This window comes from Acidipropionibacterium thoenii DSM 20276 (assembly GCF_000423445.1).
GTDB classification, from domain to species: domain Bacteria; phylum Actinomycetota; class Actinomycetes; order Propionibacteriales; family Propionibacteriaceae; genus Acidipropionibacterium; species Acidipropionibacterium thoenii.
In genome coordinates this window covers 17177-33222 of sequence record NZ_AUHZ01000011.1, presented here as the reverse complement: position 1 = coordinate 33222, position 16046 = coordinate 17177, and the positions used below count along the sequence as shown (strand labels likewise).

The 16046-nt window shown below is 69.7% G+C and carries 11 protein-coding genes; 5 read left to right on the top strand and 6 right to left on the bottom strand.

From position 1 onward, the window contains the following. Positions 1–66 precede the first annotated feature (66 nt). Both pheA and aat read right to left on the bottom strand, forming a co-directional pair. Positions 67–1020, bottom strand: coding sequence for a prephenate dehydratase (pheA, locus tag G554_RS0104830; protein ID WP_027587021.1), 954 nt, complete (start codon positions 1018–1020; stop codon positions 67–69). Positions 1021–1858: 838 nt separating this feature from the next. Then, entirely contained in the window at positions 1859–2647 is a 789-nt protein-coding gene (gene aat / locus G554_RS14735; RefSeq protein ID WP_051232452.1) for a leucyl/phenylalanyl-tRNA--protein transferase, read from the bottom strand. Positions 2648–2810: 163 nt separating this feature from the next. Between aat and G554_RS0104805 the strand changes: the two genes are divergently transcribed. The 3 genes from G554_RS0104805 to G554_RS16655 all read left to right on the top strand — a co-directional run bounded on the left by G554_RS0104805 (position 2811) and on the right by G554_RS16655 (position 5723). Next, positions 2811–3491, top strand: coding sequence for an EcsC family protein (locus G554_RS0104805; RefSeq protein WP_027587020.1), 681 nt, complete (start codon positions 2811–2813; stop codon positions 3489–3491). 111 nt (positions 3492–3602) lie between these two features. Beyond that, positions 3603–4760 carry an alanine racemase gene (gene alr / locus G554_RS0104800; protein ID WP_027587019.1) on the top strand — a complete coding sequence of 386 codons (1158 nt, stop codon included), beginning with the start codon at positions 3603–3605 and terminating at the stop codon, positions 4758–4760. A gap of 45 nt (positions 4761–4805) precedes the next feature. Beyond that, the gene (locus tag G554_RS16655) at positions 4806–5723 is read left to right on the top strand and encodes a DUF4282 domain-containing protein (RefSeq protein ID WP_051232450.1); all 918 of its coding nucleotides are present in this window, start codon (positions 4806–4808) and stop codon (positions 5721–5723) included. 77 nt (positions 5724–5800) lie between these two features. On the opposite strand, the gene G554_RS0104790 is transcribed toward G554_RS16655, so the two are convergent. The 3 genes from G554_RS0104790 to G554_RS14725 are packed head-to-tail and all read right to left on the bottom strand — an operon-like array spanning position 5801 to position 9423. Continuing rightward, positions 5801–7297, bottom strand: a complete 1497-nt coding sequence (locus tag G554_RS0104790) for a dihydrolipoamide acetyltransferase family protein (RefSeq protein ID WP_027587018.1) — start codon at positions 7295–7297, stop codon at positions 5801–5803. A 24-nt stretch (positions 7298–7321) separates the two neighbouring features. After that, entirely contained in the window at positions 7322–8293 is a 972-nt protein-coding gene (locus tag G554_RS0104785; RefSeq protein WP_027587017.1) for an alpha-ketoacid dehydrogenase subunit beta, read from the bottom strand. After that, the gene (locus G554_RS14725) at positions 8290–9423 is read right to left on the bottom strand and encodes a thiamine pyrophosphate-dependent enzyme (protein WP_051232481.1); all 1134 of its coding nucleotides are present in this window, start codon (positions 9421–9423) and stop codon (positions 8290–8292) included. The genes G554_RS0104785 and G554_RS14725 overlap by 4 nt, the downstream gene beginning before the upstream one ends. Positions 9424–9832: 409 nt before the next feature. Between G554_RS14725 and G554_RS0104775 the strand changes: the two genes are divergently transcribed. Both G554_RS0104775 and G554_RS0104770 read left to right on the top strand, forming a co-directional pair. Beyond that, on the top strand, positions 9833–11146 hold the full coding sequence (locus G554_RS0104775) for a TIGR04053 family radical SAM/SPASM domain-containing protein (protein WP_036924664.1): 1314 nt from the start codon (positions 9833–9835) through the stop codon (positions 11144–11146). 143 nt (positions 11147–11289) lie between these two features. Further along, positions 11290–14535 (top strand): alpha-mannosidase, encoded by a 3246-nt coding sequence (locus G554_RS0104770; protein ID WP_027587015.1) that lies wholly within the window; start codon positions 11290–11292, stop codon positions 14533–14535. Here the strand turns inward: G554_RS0104770 and G554_RS0104765 are convergent. Beyond that, positions 14528–15985, bottom strand: a complete 1458-nt coding sequence (locus tag G554_RS0104765) for a glutamate-cysteine ligase family protein (protein ID WP_245569949.1) — start codon at positions 15983–15985, stop codon at positions 14528–14530. The genes G554_RS0104770 and G554_RS0104765 overlap by 8 nt on opposite strands. Positions 15986–16046: the final 61 nt, after the last annotated feature.

Sequence of the window (16046 nt, the reverse complement as noted above, 5' to 3'; positions counted from 1 at the left end):
GGCCGGACAGGGATCACGCGGCGCCGGCCACTCCCGGTCGCGCCAGGGCCGGGCCACTGCCCCCGGTCAGTCGACCCTGATCCGATCCGGGGCCCGACGCCCCGTCACCTCGGCGAACCAGGTCTCCGCCTGGCGATAGGCCAGGTCGGTGGAACTGTCGGGAGTCGGCACCTGGGCGACCACCGGCTCTCCGTCGATCACCGCGTGCGGATAGGAACCGAGGAAGACCACCTGTCGGCACACCCGGTGCAGGCCTTTGAGAGCGGCTGCCATCCGCTCGTCGTCGACATGGCCGACGGCGTCGATGGAGAAGGAGTAGGAGCCCAGCTGGTCCTTGGTGGGGCGCGACTCGATGCGCGACAGGTTGATCCCGCGGAAGGCGAACTGGTGGAGGATGTCCAGCAGCGCCCCGGAATGGTCCTCGCGCATGTAGGCGACCACCGTGGTGCGGTCGTCCCCGGTGCGCGGGGGCAGCGTGCCGCGCGGGCCGACCAGCACGAAGCGGGTGTGCGCATCGGCATTGTCGGCGATGTTCTCGGCGGCCGCCACCAGGTGGTACATCTCGGCGGCGATCGGCGCGCAGATCGCGGCGTCATAGCGGGAGAACGGCTGGGAGACCTCCTTGGCGGCCCCTGCGGTCGATCCGCTCTCGGTGATGTCGGCGTCCTTGGGCAGGTGGTCGGCCAGCCAGCCGCGGCACTGCGCGGCGGCATGGGAGTGGGTCAACACCTGGCGGACGCCCTCCAGAGTCGTTCCCGGGCGCACGTAGAGGCCGAACTGGACCGGGATGACGACCTCGCGCAGGATCTGCAGGCCGCCCATCGAGGCCAGCGTGTCGAGGGTGGCCGAGACGCCGCCCTCCACCGAGTTCTCGATCGGCACCAGGGAGGCCTCCACCTCACCGGCCTTGGCGGCCGCCATCGCGGTGGTCACCGAGCTGAACGGCCGGGCATCGAGCTTGCCGAGGGTCTTCAGAGCCTGATGGGTGAATGTCCCGGCGGGACCGAAATATCCGAGCACCCGGCAAGCCTATGCGGAATCGCCCCGTCCGCGTCGTCGACCCCGCTGGTCCCCCTGACCCCGCCGGTGCCTATCGTCGTGCCCACCGGTGGCCCGGTGGTGGAGCCGGCGTACCGGCATCGCCACCGCCCACCTGGACAGTCCGAGAACCGGTGGGGCCTTCGACGGGAGGAGCTGCCATGACTTCCAGCAGTACCGCGATGCCGGACGGGCGATCAGGGCGGTCCCCCGATCAACCAGCCCCGGATCAGCCGGCCCGGGATCTGCTGGCCTCGGATCTGCTGGCCGGGGTCGAGCTGGTGGACGCCGCACACTCCCGGATCGCTGACATCCAGCTGGGCCTGGGTCAGATCCTCAGTGGTCTACGGCCCGCCTGGTCGGAGCCTGATCTGGTGGCCTTCTGCCGCGTCTACCCGGTCTTCGACTGCCAGATCGACACCATCGGGCAGAGCCTGGAGGAGATCCACTCGGCGCTGGTGAGCCGGGCCCGCTCGACCGCCGGTGCAACCATCAGCTCGCCTTGCGCTGGCCGGCCACCGACGCCGCGGCCGGACCGCCGGCGTCGGGCCCACGACCCTCACACCGTGGAGACCGAGTTCACCGCGCTGGTCGGCGGGATCGACGCGATGGCCGCAGCACGGCAGGACATCTCGGTCGAGCTCACCGCAATCTGGCAACAGCTGTCGGCCATCCGATTCCCCGAGCACGACGAGGCGGGGCCCGATCAGGCCACGACCAGTCACTTCAGGCGGACGCTGACAGCAGCCGCGGACCTGTGGACCGCAGCGATGGCCGAGATGCTGCGCGGCGTCGAGACGATGAACCGGTGCACTCGCGATCAGGAGCTGTCGAGGCCGGGTCCAGAAGGTCCGGGCCCGGCCGCTCGGATACCGGGACGGGAGTCGAAGGAGGCCAGCAGCCGGGTTCCTGACCAGGCCTCCGCAGTGGGCGGGGTCCATCGCACCGGTCCGGCTCCGAGCACCCCGTCGAGGTCCTCCAGATAGCTCTCCCGTGGCTGTTCGACAGCCCCCAGACTCGCCAGATGGTCGGTGAGCCACTGGACGTCGAGGAGCCGCGGTTCGGTGGCGGCCAGTTCCACCGCGAGCCGGATCAGGGCGGTCTTGGAGGCGTCCGTGCCGTGCTCGGGGTCGTGGAACATGGACTCCCCCGAGAACAGCCCCCCGACCGAGACGCCGTAGAGCCCGCCGACCAGGCGTCCCTGACGGTCCCAGGTCTCCACCGAGTGGACGTGTCCCCGCTCATGCAGGAACAGATAGGCCTGCCGGATCCGGTCATCGATCCAGCCGAGCGGACGATGCGGGTCGGCACAGCCCTCCAGAACCGCCTCGAAGTCCCGGTCGACGGTGGTGCTGTAGCGCCTGGCGGACTTGCGCAGGCTGGAGCTCACCCGGATCCGGTCCAGGGGCAGATTCGCCCTCTTCAGCGGTGACCACCAGCCCATCCCGTCCCTCAGCTCGGCGGGCACCTCCGGGCCGTCCACCGGCATCGGGAAGACTCCTTCGCGCAGGGCGGCCAGCACCAGGTGCGGGCCGAAGGCCCCGGAGATCGCCACCAGGTCCTGCTCGGGCCACTGGTCCGGGTCGCCGAACAGCTCAGGTGTGGTCACCGGGCCAGTGTGTCACCCCGGCATCCCAGCCAGGAGATCGCGACGGTCTGATCGATGCGGCGCCATCCGTGCACCGGGGACCGCGAGTTGAGCCGACCCCTTAACCTTGACTCAATATGACCTTGAACCGCGGATCGGATGGTCTGCGCGAGGAGGAAGTTCAATGGGGTTCGGCAGCGATATCGGTAAGGCCTTGATGACCCAGGTTCCCAGCATGGCGCCATTAGTGGCGGTCTCCCTGCTGCGCTCGGTGCTCAGCTTCGCCATCGACGGCGCCCCCAACCTCCCCGGCGCCCGTCACGCGGCCTCCAAGACCCTCAACCGCAAGGGCGGCGACGTCGACTCCTCCATCACCTACCTGGTCGGCGAGCATGTCGCGCTGGCCGGCGCCCAGGGTTTCGTCTCCAATGTCGGCGGCCTGATGACGGCGGTGGTGGGCATTCCAGCCAATATCTCCGGGGTGGCGATCGTGCAGGCCCGGATGGTGGCCAGTATCGCTCATCTGCGGGGTTACGACCTCGATGATCAGCGGGTCCGCAGCGCCGTGATGACCTGCCTGCTGGCCAGGAGCGAGGTGGATCAACTGGTGAGCAAGGGCGACCTGCCCAGCTCCCCGATGGGCATCGCCACCGCCCCGGTCTCCGACCCCGACCTCGAGAAGACGGTCGCGACCCGGATCCTCCAGGTGCTCATCGGTCAGGCCGCCGGCAAGCAGGTCCCCCAGTTCATCGGGCGACGCATCCCGGTGATCGGCGGTGGGATCGCGGCCACCGCCGACGGCGTCACCACCTGGAATGTCGCCCGCTACGCCAAGACCCAGTTCCCCAGCCGTCGTCCGAGGTAGCAGGCCGACCTGGACCCCTGGTCCGGTTCGCCTCGGCGCCAGGGCGAGCGGGGCGCCGCCTCGCCGGTGAGACGGCCCCCATGATGCGCCCCCGGTGGGAGAATTGCCGCCATGTCGCGTTGCCCATCGCCCTCCCACGCCACCGTTGACCTGTCTGCCATCGTCCACAACCTGGGGCTGGTGCGCGAGCGCGCCGGGCACCGCGATGTGCTGTTCGCCGTCAAGGCCGACGCCTATGGTCACGGGGCGGTCGCGGTGGCCCGCGAGGTCCAGGCCACCGGGGCGGCCGACTGGCTGGCGGTCGCCACTGTCGCCGAGGGCCAGGAACTGGTCGAGGCGGGGGTGACGCTGCCCATCCTCAAGCTGTCGCCGGCCGACCCGTGGGATCTGGACGCCGCAGTGACGGCCGGGCTGCGCCTCACCGTGCTGGACGGTCCGACCGTCGACCAGGCCGAGGATGCCGCCGCCCGCTGCGGCGGACATGCCCGGGTGCACATCGGGGTGGACTCCGGGATGGGCCGGATCGGGCTGCCGCCGGAACAGCTCGGCGAGGTGGTCGCGGCGGTGGACCGCAGCGCCCATCTGGAGCTGGAGGGGGTCTTCACCCACCTGCCGATCAGCGACGTGCCGGCCGGCCGCGAGTTCACCATCGCCCAGATCGACCGGTTCCTCGGTGCCGTCGCCGACGTGCAGGCCGATCGAGGGCCGATCCCCCAGGTGCACATGGCCAACTCCGGAGCGATTCTCGGCCATGAGCTGAGTGGCACGACGATGGTGCGGGCTGGGATCGTCGGTTACGGCTACGACCCCGATCCTGCTGGCCCGAACTCCCAGCAGCTCGATCTGCGGCCGGCCCTGAGCTGGACGAGCCACATCTCCTTCCTCAAGACCGTCGAGGCCGGCACCACGATCGGCTACGGGCGCACCTGGACCGCATCGCGGCGCAGCCTCATCGCCACCGTTCCGGTGGGCTATGCCGACGGCTATCCGCGGCTGCTGTCCAATCGTGGGCAGGTGCTCATCAGAGGCCATCGGCATCCGGTGGCCGGGCGGGTGTGCATGGATCAGATCATGGTGGATCTGGGGCCCGCCCCTGACGACGGTGCCTGCGAGTTCTCAGTGGATGATGAGGTGGTCCTGATCGGCTCCCAGGGCGACCAGACCATCACCGCCGATGACCTCGCCGAGAGCACCGGGACGATCAGCTACGAGATCACCTGCGACATCTCCAAGCGGGTCGACCGGCGGTGGGCGGGCTCCTCGCTGTGAGGTGAACCACTGAACAGCTGGCACGGGCCCCGGCACAATGTGGCCATGACTGATGACAACCAGTGGAAGCCGAGCTCCTGGAACGACCAGCCGAGCTCCCCGCAGTCCGGCGATGCCCAGAATCAGCAGGATCCCCAGCGAGGGGACCAGGAGGATCTGGATCAGACCGCCATTCGCTCCTCCGGGGACTGGGGGCCCATTCCCGGATCATCCCCGTCGAGCACGACGTCACCGCAGTCAGGCACCGGACCGGCGCCCCAGTCCTCGGCGGGCCAGCCGCCGGCCTGGCAGTCAGAACCGACCTCTGATCTGAGCGGGTCCCAGCCGGGCGGCCTCGGCCAACCCGGACAGCCGGGCCAGCAGAGCCAGCCGGGGCAGTGGTCGCCCTCCGGTCAGCAACCGGGGTACCCCGCCGGCCCCGGTCAGCCCTCAGCGGGCCAGTACGAGGCCGGTCAGTACGGGGCCGGGAGCTACGGGTCGGCCTCCTACAACCCGGGCCCGAACGACCAGGGCCCGTCCGCCCCGGGGCAGTATCCCCAACAGGGTGGCTTCGGAGCTCCGCCAGGCGGCTATCCGCCGGCATCACAGGCTGCTTCCCGGCCTGCCTCGCCGAAGGCCCCGAGCTTCCTGTCGAACCTCTTCGACCTCACCTTCACCAAGTTCGTCACCCCGATCATCGTCAAGGTGGTCTACATCCTGGTGATCGTCGTGGTGGCCCTGTGGTACCTCGGCGCGATCATCGCAGGGTTCTCCTCCTGGACCCCGATCCTCGGACTGCTCGCCCTGCTGCTCGGCTGGATTCCAGCCTTGCTGGCGATCGCGGTCTCCCGCCTCCAGCTGGAGTACATCGTGGCGCTGATCCGCACCAGCGAGTACTCCAGGGACCTGCGCAATCACTTCATCGACGGTGACGGGGCCGGCAGGCCGGAACCGGGCGCATCCGATCCCAGTCTCCAGAGCTGATCGAGGGATCCTTCCCGAGATGGCTGCAGCCCCGCCTCCACAGAGGCGGGGCTGCAGCCATCTCGGGCTGATCGGCGTCAGTACATCAGGGCGGTGGCGGGATCCGAGAGGATCTCGGCGACGTCGTGCAGGAAGATCGAACCCTGCTCGCCATCGACCAGCCGGTGGTCGAAGCCCAGGCTCATGGTCGTCACCCAGCGGGGCACGATCTTCTCCTGGTCCCCGCTGCCGACCACCCAGGGCCGCCGACTGATCGCACCGAGCACCAGCAGCGCCGACTCGGTCCGGTTGACCACCGGGGTGCCGGCGTCCAACCCGAAGACCCCGACATTGGAGATCGAGAAGGTCCCCCCGGAGTAGTCGGAGGGCTGCAACCGGTCCTGCTTGGCGACCGCGACGATCCGGGTCAGCTCCGAGGCGATCTCGTAAAGGTTCATGTCCTGGGCGCCGCGCAGCACCGGAACCATCAGGCCGCGCGGGGTGGCCGCGGCGATGCCCAGGTTGATGTCGCGGTTGTAGACGATCTCCCCGGACTCGTCGTCCCAGCGGGCGTTGATGACCGGGGTGCGGGTCATCGCCAGGCAGGCGGCCTTGCACCACACCGTCAACGGGGAGACGCGAAGACCCTTGAACTTGCGGTCATTGCGCAGCTTCTCGACAAGGTCCATCGTCGCCGAGACGTCGGCGGTGATGAAGCTGGTGACCAGCGCCTTGGTGTCGATGGAGTCCTTCATCGCGATCGCGGTGACCTTGCGGACACCCTGGATGCGCACCCGGTGCTCGGAGCCCTCGGCGTTGGTGGGGTCGCCGTCCAGCAGTCGACGCTGGGCCGGTGACAGGGAGAGGCCCTCAGGGGCCGGTGGCTGCTCACCGGCCGGCACGGCCGCCGGTGCAGCCGAGTGTGCAGCCGGAGCTGCAGTCGACGGTGTGGCGACATCGCGGTGCCCGGCAGCGGCCTTGACATCGGTACGGGTGATGACGCCATCCGGTCCGGAGCCGGTCACCCGGGTCAGATCGATGTCGAGATCCTTGGCCAGTCGCCGGGCCGGCGGCTTGGCCAGCACGTGGCCGGGGCCCTCGCTGCGGTCGGCCCGCGGCGGGGTCGGAACCTCTGCCACGGGCTCCGCAACTGCTGGCGGCTCGTGTGCTGCTGGCGGCTCGTGTGCTGCTGGCGGCTCTGGGGCAGGGGCCACGGCCTCGGTGGCCGGAGCCTGGGAGGCAGCGGGCGGATCGGCCGGGGCCGCCGGGCCGCCATCCTGGGCCGCCGCAGCGCCACCGCGGCGACGACGTCGGCGTCCCGAGTCCGCGCCGGGGATGTGGCCGACCAGCAGCTCGGGCTCGCCGTCGTCGTCTCCGCCCTCGTCGATGAGCACCAGGGTGCCACCGACCGGCACCATCTCCCCCTCCGCGGCGACCAGCTTCTCGACCACCCCGGCGAACGGGCTGGGCAGCTCGACGATCGACTTGGCGGTCTCGACCTCCAGCAGCACGTCATTGATGGCCACGGTGTCCCCGGCCGCGACCCGCCAGGAGACGACCTCGGCCTCGGTGAGCCCCTCGCCCGGGTCGGGCATCCGGTAGTTCTTCACGTCTTCTCCTCAGAAAGCCAACGAGCGGTCGACGGCGTCCAGCACCCGGTCGACGTCGGGAAGATGGTTCGCCTCGGCGCGGCTCGGCGGGTAGGGGATGTCCCACCCGGCGACCCGCAGCACCGGGGCCTCCATCACGTAGTAGAGGTCCTCTGCGAGCCGGGCGGCGATCTCGGCACCCAGTGCACCAGACTTGGGGGCCTCGTGCACCACGACACAGCGGGTGGTGCGGCGCACCGAGGCCTCGATGGTGGCCATGTCGAGGGGGGCCAGCGAGCGCAGGTCGATGACCTCCAGGCTGGTGCCCTCCTCGGCCGCGGCATCGGCGGCCTCCACGCAGGTCTGGACCATCGGGCCGTAGGCCAGCACCGTCGCATCGGAACCGGGCCGGATCACCTTGGCCCGGCCCATCTCCAGGCTGGCCACCTCGGAGACCGGGCCGCGGGCGTAGTAGCGACGCTTGGGCTCGAAGAAGATCACCGGATCGGGGGAGGCGATCGCCTGTCGCAGCATCCAGTAGGCGTCATCGGGGCTGGCGCAGGCCACCACCTTGAGGCCGGGGACGCCGGTGTAGAACGCCTCCGGGGACTCCGAGTGGTGCTCGGGGGAACCGATCCCTCCGCCGAAGGGGATCCGCACCGTCACCGGCAGCGACCAGGCGCCACCGACCCGGGAGCGGTAGCGGGCCAGCTGGGAGACGATCTGGTCGAAGGCCGGGGCGTGGAATCCGTCGAACTGGATCTCCACGCACGGCCGGTAGCCGCGCATCGCCAGCCCGATCGCGGTCCCCACGATGCCGGACTCGGCCAGCGGGGTGTCGACCACCCGGTCAGCGCCGAACTCGGACTTCAGCCCGTCGGTGATCCGGAAGACACCGCCCAGGGTGCCGATGTCCTCCCCCATCAGGACGACCTTGGGATCGTCGGCCAGGGAGTCGTGGAGCCCCGAGTTGAGGGCCTTGGCGAGGGTGAGGATGCTCATCGGCGGGTCTCTCCATCGGTGCTGGCAGAGGCCTCGGGAAGGTCGGAGTCGGCGGCCAGCCACTCGGTCAGCTCCTGCTGCTGGGCCAGGATCTCCGGGGTCGGGTCGACGTAGACATTGCCCAGTTCGGCGACCAGATCGGGCTCGGGAATCTGGCCGATGGCGGCCCGCACCTCGGCCCCGAAAGCCTCGGCCCGCTGATCCAGGGCGGCCAGCCAGCCCCGGTCGATCTCACCGGCGTCCAACAGGTAGCTCTGCAACCTCGAGATCGGATCGAGGGCCGCCCAGTGCTCCTCCTCGGCCCTGGTGCGGTAGCGGGTGGGGTCGTCGGTGGTGGTGTGGGCCCCCATCCGGTAGGTGAAGGCCTCGACGAAGGTGGGCCCCTCACCGGCCCGGGCCCGACGCATCGCCTCGCGCATCACCGCGGCCATCGCGACGATGTCATTGCCGTCGACCTGGACCGAGCGGATACCGAACCCGGCCGCCCGGGAGAACAGCGGGGCGCGGGCGATCAGGCTGGTCGGCTCGGAGATGGCGTACTGGTTGTTGATGCAGCAGAACACGATCGGGGCGTTGTTGGCGGCGGCGAAAACGTAGGCCTCGTTGACGTCTCCTTGGCTCATCGAACCGTCCCCGTGGAAGAGCATCACGGCGGCGTCCTGGCTGGTGTCGAGGTCACCGCTGGTCTCGACGTGGCCGGTCATCCCGTCACGTTGAATCCCCATCGCATAGCCGACGCCGTGCAGGGCGCTGGAGCCGATCATCACCGGATAGGCCGAGCAGCGGGTCGCCACGGTGTCCCAGGGGCAGATCGCCGAGGCCCGCCAGGTGGCCAGGATCTCGGGCAGGCTGACTCCCATCCAGTGCACCAGACCCTGCTCCCGGTAGGTCGGGAAGATCTGGTCGAGGTGGCCGACCGCAAGATAGGCGCCGGCCTGGGTGGCCTCCTGGCCCCGCAGCGGGGGCCACAGGGCCAGCTCCCCGTGACGTTGGAGGTTGGTCCCCTCGAGGTCGAGACGCCGTGCCATCACCATCTTCTCCAGAGCGTCACGCAGCTGATCGGGCGACAGCTCGATGGGGTAGTCGGGGTGGTCGTGCCAGAGGCCCTGGGGGGTGAGGATCTGGACCATCGAGGGGTCGGGGCCCAGCTGGGCGAGGCGGCCGGAGGGGCTGGTCGCGGTCGCCTCGGACTCGCCCGTCGGGGTCTCCCCGGTCGCCTGACCCGGCGTCCCGGCAGAGAGTCGGGAGGGCCGGCCGGGCCCGGGCTGAGAGCGCGATCCTGCGACGAGCTGAGTCTCGGTCATGAGACCTCCAGATGGAGATGGTGCGTGGAATCCTCATTCTGGGGGGTGGCGAGACCACCCCACAAGCCGAACCTACGGTTCGGTAAGAACTCCACAAGCGGGCCCCCTCCCACCCGTGGGAAGCCCACGAGGGACCCCGCCGACCAGAGCACCGGAGCCATTACGTACCGTTGAGTGATTGCTTGAGGAGTTGATCGTCGAACCTGACGTCGAATCCCTCGGAGTAGGAGTTCCCGTGTCCAGTACCACTCAGCCAGCCTCGGCGTCCCACCCCGCGGCGATCCCCGGTACGGCCCAGCCCGGCCATCCCGGCGGTCACCCCGGCCATCCCGGGGGTCATCCCGGCCACCCCGGAGGCCACCCGCTGGTCCGCGAGATCAAGCACGACCTGTCCCAGAAGCCCTTCATCGTCATCTGGGAGGTGACCCGGGCCTGCGCCCTGGTGTGCAAGCACTGCCGGGCCGACGCCCAGCACGAGGCCGCCCCCGGCGAGCTCACCACCGCCCAGGGCAAGCACCTGATGGACCAGCTGGCCAGCTACGACCGGCCCTACCCGATGCTGGTGCTCTCCGGTGGGGACTGCTTCGAGCGCAAGGACCTCAACGAGCTGGCGGCCTACGGCGTCTCCCAGGGACTGCACGTCTCGGTCTCCCCCTCGGTGACCCCGCTGTTCACCCGCGACCGCGTCAAGGGTCTCCAGGACGCCGGGGTCTCGATGCTGTCGATGTCCCTGGACGGCGGGACGGCGGCCAGCCATGACGCCTTCCGCGGCATCCCCGGCACCTTCGACCGGACCGTCGAGGCCTGCCAGATGCTCAACGAACTGGGCATGAGGTTCCAGCTCAACACCGTGTTCACCGCCAAGAACATCCACGACGGCCCACAGATGATGAAGAACGCCATCGATCTGGGCGCCTTCATGTTCTACACATTCATGCTGGTGCCCACCGGTCGCGGCGCCCACCTGGACATGCTCTCGCCCTACGAGCGCGAGGACGTTCTCTACTGGCTGCACGACAACTCGACGCGGATCGCGATCAAGACCACCGAGGCCCCGCAGTACCGCCGGATCGCCTTCCAGCGCGCCGCGGTGGAGAGAGGCGAGGCCGAGCCGGTGCGTCACGGCCAGCTCTATCAGTGGCTGACCCGCGAGACCACCGCCCTGCTCGGCGAGCACATCGACAAGCCCCGGCCGCCGCGCACCCCGCTGGCGATCAACTCGGGATCAGGGTTCGTCTTCATCGATCACGTCGGCGACGTCTACCCCTCGGGGTTCCTCCCGATCCACTGCGGGTCGGTGAAGGAACGCCCGTTCGCCGAGATCTACCGGGACTCGGCGGTGATGAGGGCACTGCGCGATCCCTCGGGCTTCCACGGGAAGTGCGGGGTCTGCGAGTTCAACCACTTCTGCGGCGGTTCGCGATCCACCGCCTATGCGATGACCGGGGACTACCTGGCCTCCGACCCCAGCTGCGCCCACATCCCGGCCGGCTACCGGGGCCCGCTGCCGGAGGGGGTCCGCCGGGAGGGCGCAGCGCACTTCGCCTGAGCTGCCGGAGGTCTCATCACCCCTTTTTCGCGGATCGGGTGCGCAGATCACTCCGCAGACGGGGGTCTGTGCAGCTGTGCGTGCACGAGGCCCCGTCTGCGGAGTGATCTGCGCAGTCGCCGTCCTCGTGACAGGCTGGAACCATGCATGACAACGGCGACATCCTCGACGCCAGGGTCCGGCGTCACCTGGCCGAGAAGATCCGTCCCGCCGAGCTGGCCACGGTGTGCCAGCTGGAGGTGGCGTGGGCACCGGTCAGTGATCCGGCAGGCTCTCCTGATGACTCGGCCCGCCCCGGCGTGGTCGGCCAGGGTGAGCCGATCAGCTGCGCGGAGGGTCTGGCACTGGACTACCAGCCCTTCCAGGTCGGCGATCCGTGGGGCCCGCCCTGGGGCACCACCTGGTTCCGGCTACGGGCGACGGTGCCCGAGGGGCTTCGCAGCCAGGGGGCGCGAGGGCAGCACTTCCCCGCTCCCCACCTGGAGCTGGTCGTCGATCTGGGCGGCAGGTGGGAATCTCCCGGCTTCCAGTCCGAGGGGCTGGCCCTCCGCCCCGACGGCACGGTGACCAAGGCCCTGAACCCGCGCAACACCTGGCTGCCGGTCGAGGCCGACGACCAGGGGCGCATCGAGATCTATCTGGAGGCGGCCTCCAACCCGATCCTGCTGGCCTCCCCGCCCTTCCAGCCCACCGAGGACGGCGACAAGCTGACAGCCTCCACCGAGCCCTACTACACACTGCGACGAGCCGACCTGGTGGTGGTCCATGACGAGGTCCGCGAGCTGATCGCCGACGTCGTCACCCTCTCGGGGCTGGCCGCCGAGCTCCCCGAGGACTCCGAGCGGCGCTGGGAGATCCGCCGGGCCCTGGACCGGGCGATGGACCGCCTGGACCTGTGGGACATCCCCGCCACCGCTCCTGCCGCCCGCTCGCAACTGGCCCCCGCGCTGGCCCGCCCGGCGTCGTCGGCGGCCCAGCTGATGAGCGCCACCGGCCATGCCCACATCGACTCGGCCTGGCTGTGGCCGCTGCGCGAGACCCGCCGCAAGGTGGCCCGCACCATCGCCAACCAGCTCAACCTGATCGCCGACCATCCCGAGCACATCTTCGCCTTTCCGGCCGCCCAGCACTCCGCCTGGCTGCAGGCCGATCATCCCGACCTGTTCGCCCGACTCCAGAGCGCCGTCAAGGCCGGCAGGATCGTCCCGGTCGGCGGGATGTGGGTCGAGTCGGATGCCAATCTGCCCAGCGGCGAGGCGATGTGCCGGCAGCTGCTCTACGGCCAGCGGTACTTCATCGAGAACTTCGGGAAGGCCTGCCAGGAGGTCTGGCTGCCCGACTCCTTCGGCTACTCCGGAGCACTGCCGCAGCTGGCCAAGCTGGCCGGGGCGAGGTGGTTCCTCACACAGAAGATCTCCTGGAACCAGGTCGACAGGTTCCCCCATCACTCCTTCTGGTGGGAGGGGATCGACGGCACCCGGATCTTCACCCACTTCCCACCGGCCGACACCTACGGCTCGGATCTGTCGGCCCACGATCTTGAGCATGCCCGCTCCAACTTCGCCGACAAGGGCCGTTCACGACGGTCTCTGCTGCTGTTCGGCTATGGCGACGGAGGCGGCGGTCCGACCCGCGAGATGCTGGCCCAGGCGGCCCGGGTCGCCGATCTGGACGGCTCGCCCAGGGTTCGGATCGAGACCCCGCAGGCCTTCTTCGGCCACGCCGAGGCCGAGCACGAGGATCCCTCGGTGTGGGTCGGCGAGCTCTACCTGGAGCTGCACCGGGGCACCTTCACCAACCAGGCCCGGGTCAAGGCCGGCAACCGGCGCAACGAGAGCCTGCTCCGTGAGGCGGAGCTGTGGTGCGCCACCGCCGCGGTGCGCGGCCTGATGGACTACCCCGGTGAGCGCCTGGCCGAGATCTGGCGAACCGTCTGCCTCTACCAGTTCCACGACATCCTGCCGGGCACCGCGATCTCCTGGGTCTACCGGGAGGTGATCGCCGGGCATGCGGCGATCAGTGCGGAGTTGAACGATCTGATCGACGCCGCCCAGACCCTGCTGGCCACCTCCACCACAGCCGCTGATCATGATCGTGACAAGGCCGCCAGCAGGATCGGCGGTCAATCCGGCGAGCACAGCAGCCGGGCCGGTGAGATCGTCTTCGATGCCTCCCCGCTGGCCCGGCCGGGGCAGATGACGGTGGCGATGGGAGCAGATGTGGTCTCCCCCGAGCCCACGGCACCGGACCCGGTGAAGGTCAGAGAGGATGCCGAGTGGATCGTCGTCGACAACGGCCTGATCCGTCTGGAGATCGACCGATGCGGCCTGATCCGCCATCTGATCGATCTGTCCAGTCACCGCGACGTCATTCCAGCCGGCGAGCGCGGGAACCTGCTGCAGATCCACCCCGACTTCCCCAACAAGTGGGACGGCTGGGACATCGACATCTTCTACGCCGACCGGGTGACGGACATCGATGAGGGAGAGGCCGAGGTCCTCGGTCACCCGGGCGACACGGCGGCCGCCGACGGATCGGTCACGGTCACTGTGTCGCGGACCTTCGGGCACTCCTCGGCGATCCAGACGCTGACCGTCCACCCCGGCGACCCGCGTCTGCACAGCCGGGTTCACGTCGACTGGCACGAGCGCGACGCCCTGCTGAAGCTCGCCTGGCCGATCGACGTCCACACCGACCAGGCCAACTACGAGATCGAGATGGGTCACATCACGCGGCCCACCCACACCAACACCTCATGGGAGGCCTACCGGTTCGAGGTACACGCCCATCGATGGGTCCAGCTCGGCGAGCCCGGCTTCGGGGTGGCGATCGCCAATGCCCAGACCTACGGGTGGAGCGTGGACCGGCACGCCAAGCCCGCCGGGGGCACCTACTCCACCGTGCGCGCCTCCCTGCTCAAGGGCTCCCGCTACCCGGATCCGCGCACCGACGAGGGCGCCCACGACTTCACCTTCACGATCCATCCCGGGGCCGCGATCCCCGAGGCGGTGGCCGACGGCTATGCCCTCAACCTGCCGGTGCACCACAGCCACGGCCACCCCGTCGAACCCCTGGTCCGCGCCACCGGCGGGGTCGCGGTGGAGGCGGTCAAACTGGCCGAGGACGGCTCGGGAGACGTCGTGGTGAGGATCCGCGAACCCTACGGACGGCGGGCCACCGCCAGCCTGCTGCTCGGGTTCATGGCCACCGACGCCCTGGAGACCGATCTGCTGGAGGAGCCGCTGGCAGACACCCCGGAGGCCCTCGTGGCGCCCACCGCGATCACCATGTCGCTGCGTGAGGCCTCGGCCGGCCAGGCGGTCGGCGTCACCCTGCGGCCCTTCCAGGTGGCCACCCTCAGGTTCGCCAGACAGCCCGGTCTCAGCTGACCGACCAGGTGTGCACCGGGTTGCCGACGTCCTGGTGGTCCCGGTACAGCCGGGTCATCTGCGCCAGCGCCTCCTCGCGCGACAGTCCCTGGCTCTCCAGCTGGGAGACGACGTGGCGCTGCCAGGCCGCCCCGTTGCGTCCGGAGACCGCCCGCTCGGTGACCACCGACATGTACCTCTCGATGAGATCACCATCGACGTCCAGCATGTCCAGCCCCTTGGCGGCCAGCGGGATGAGCACCTCGGCCAACAGCTCGGAGACCGCCACCCGGCCGACCCCGGGCCAGCTCACCTCGGCGTCCAACCCGTGGTGGGAGCAGGCGGTGAAGTTCGCCTCGGCGTCGGCGAACGGCATCTGCGACCAGATCGGCCGGACCTGCCGGGCCAGCCGGGTCACCAGGCCGTAGAAGAAGGCGGCATCGGCGATCTGGTCGGCGATCGTCGGACCGGCGGCCAGCACCCGGTTCTCCACCCTCAGGTTGGGCCGGCCGCCCCTGCCGGGGTCGTAGATCGGCCGGTTCCAGCGCCATACCGTGCCGTTGTGGAGCACCAACTCGTGCAGCCTGGGAGCGCCGCCCTCGGCGAGCAGGGAGGCCCCGGCGGCCTGCCTGGACTCGGGCAGGATGGCCGGGAAGTAGCGGACGTTCTCCTCCCACAGGTCGAAGACGTTGTTGATCCAGCGCTCCCCGAACCAGACCCTGGGCCGCACCCCCTGGCTGATGAACTCCGGGGGCCGGGTGTCAGCGGCCTGGGTGAACACCGGGATCCGCGACTCCGCCCAGCCGGCATGGCCCAGGAAGAAGGGCGAGTTGGCCGACAGCGCCACCTGCGGCCCGGCGATCGCCTGAGCGGCGTTCCAGGTCGGGGCGAAGCCGGAGGGGGTCACCTGGAGATGCAGTTGGACCGAGGTGCAGGCCGATTCGGGGGCGATCGAGGTGAAGACGACGTCGGTCTCCTCGTCGGCCTGGATACGGATCGTGATGTCCTCGCCGCGGGCCTCGAGGATGGCGTTGTCGAGGGCCTGGTAGCGGTTCTCCGGGTTGCGCCAGTGCGGGTGGCGCAGGTCCTCGGCGGTCAGGGTCGGCAGGATGCCGATCGGCAGCAGCCGGATGCCGATCTCCCCGGCCCTCTCCTGGGCCGTCTTGAGGCGGGCGCGCAGCGCCTGCTCGACGCGGTCCAGGTTCTCCCCGTCGACCGGGAAGGCCGGCAGGTTGAGCTCGACATTGTGGGCGCCGAGTTCGGTGGTGAAGTCCTTGGAGTCGATCGCCGAGAGGGTCTCGGTCGCGCGGCGTACCGGGCGACCGTTGCGGTCGATGAGGTTCATCTCCATCTCCATGCCGATCGACCCGGCGGGGGCGAAATTGGCCTTGGGGAGGTAGCGCGCGAAGGTCTCCAGGTTCTCGCGCATCGTGATCCGGTACTGGGTGCGCTCGGCTCGGGTGTACCTCACGGAGCTGGTGTCTCTGCCCATTGCTCAACAGTGGCACGACGCCGGGCCGTGCACCAACGGT

What these genes read in the sequence shown, in the direction of transcription:
- G554_RS0104805 (WP_027587020.1), top strand. Translation starts at nt 2,811, where the DNA reads ATGGGGTTCGGCAGCGATATCGGTAAGGCCTTGATGACCCAGGTTCCC.
- alr (WP_027587019.1), top strand. Translation starts at nt 3,603, where the DNA reads ATGTCGCGTTGCCCATCGCCCTCCCACGCCACCGTTGACCTGTCTGCC.
- G554_RS16655 (WP_051232450.1), top strand. Translation starts at nt 4,806, where the DNA reads ATGACTGATGACAACCAGTGGAAGCCGAGCTCCTGGAACGACCAGCCG.
- G554_RS0104790 (WP_027587018.1), bottom strand. Translation starts at nt 7,297, where the DNA reads ATGCCCGACCCGGGCGAGGGGCTCACCGAGGCCGAGGTCGTCTCCTGG.
- G554_RS0104785 (WP_027587017.1), bottom strand. Translation starts at nt 8,293, where the DNA reads ATGAGCATCCTCACCCTCGCCAAGGCCCTCAACTCGGGGCTCCACGAC.
- G554_RS14725 (WP_051232481.1), bottom strand. Translation starts at nt 9,423, where the DNA reads ATGGTCCAGATCCTCACCCCCCAGGGCCTCTGGCACGACCACCCCGAC.
- G554_RS0104770 (WP_027587015.1), top strand. Translation starts at nt 11,290, where the DNA reads ATGCATGACAACGGCGACATCCTCGACGCCAGGGTCCGGCGTCACCTG.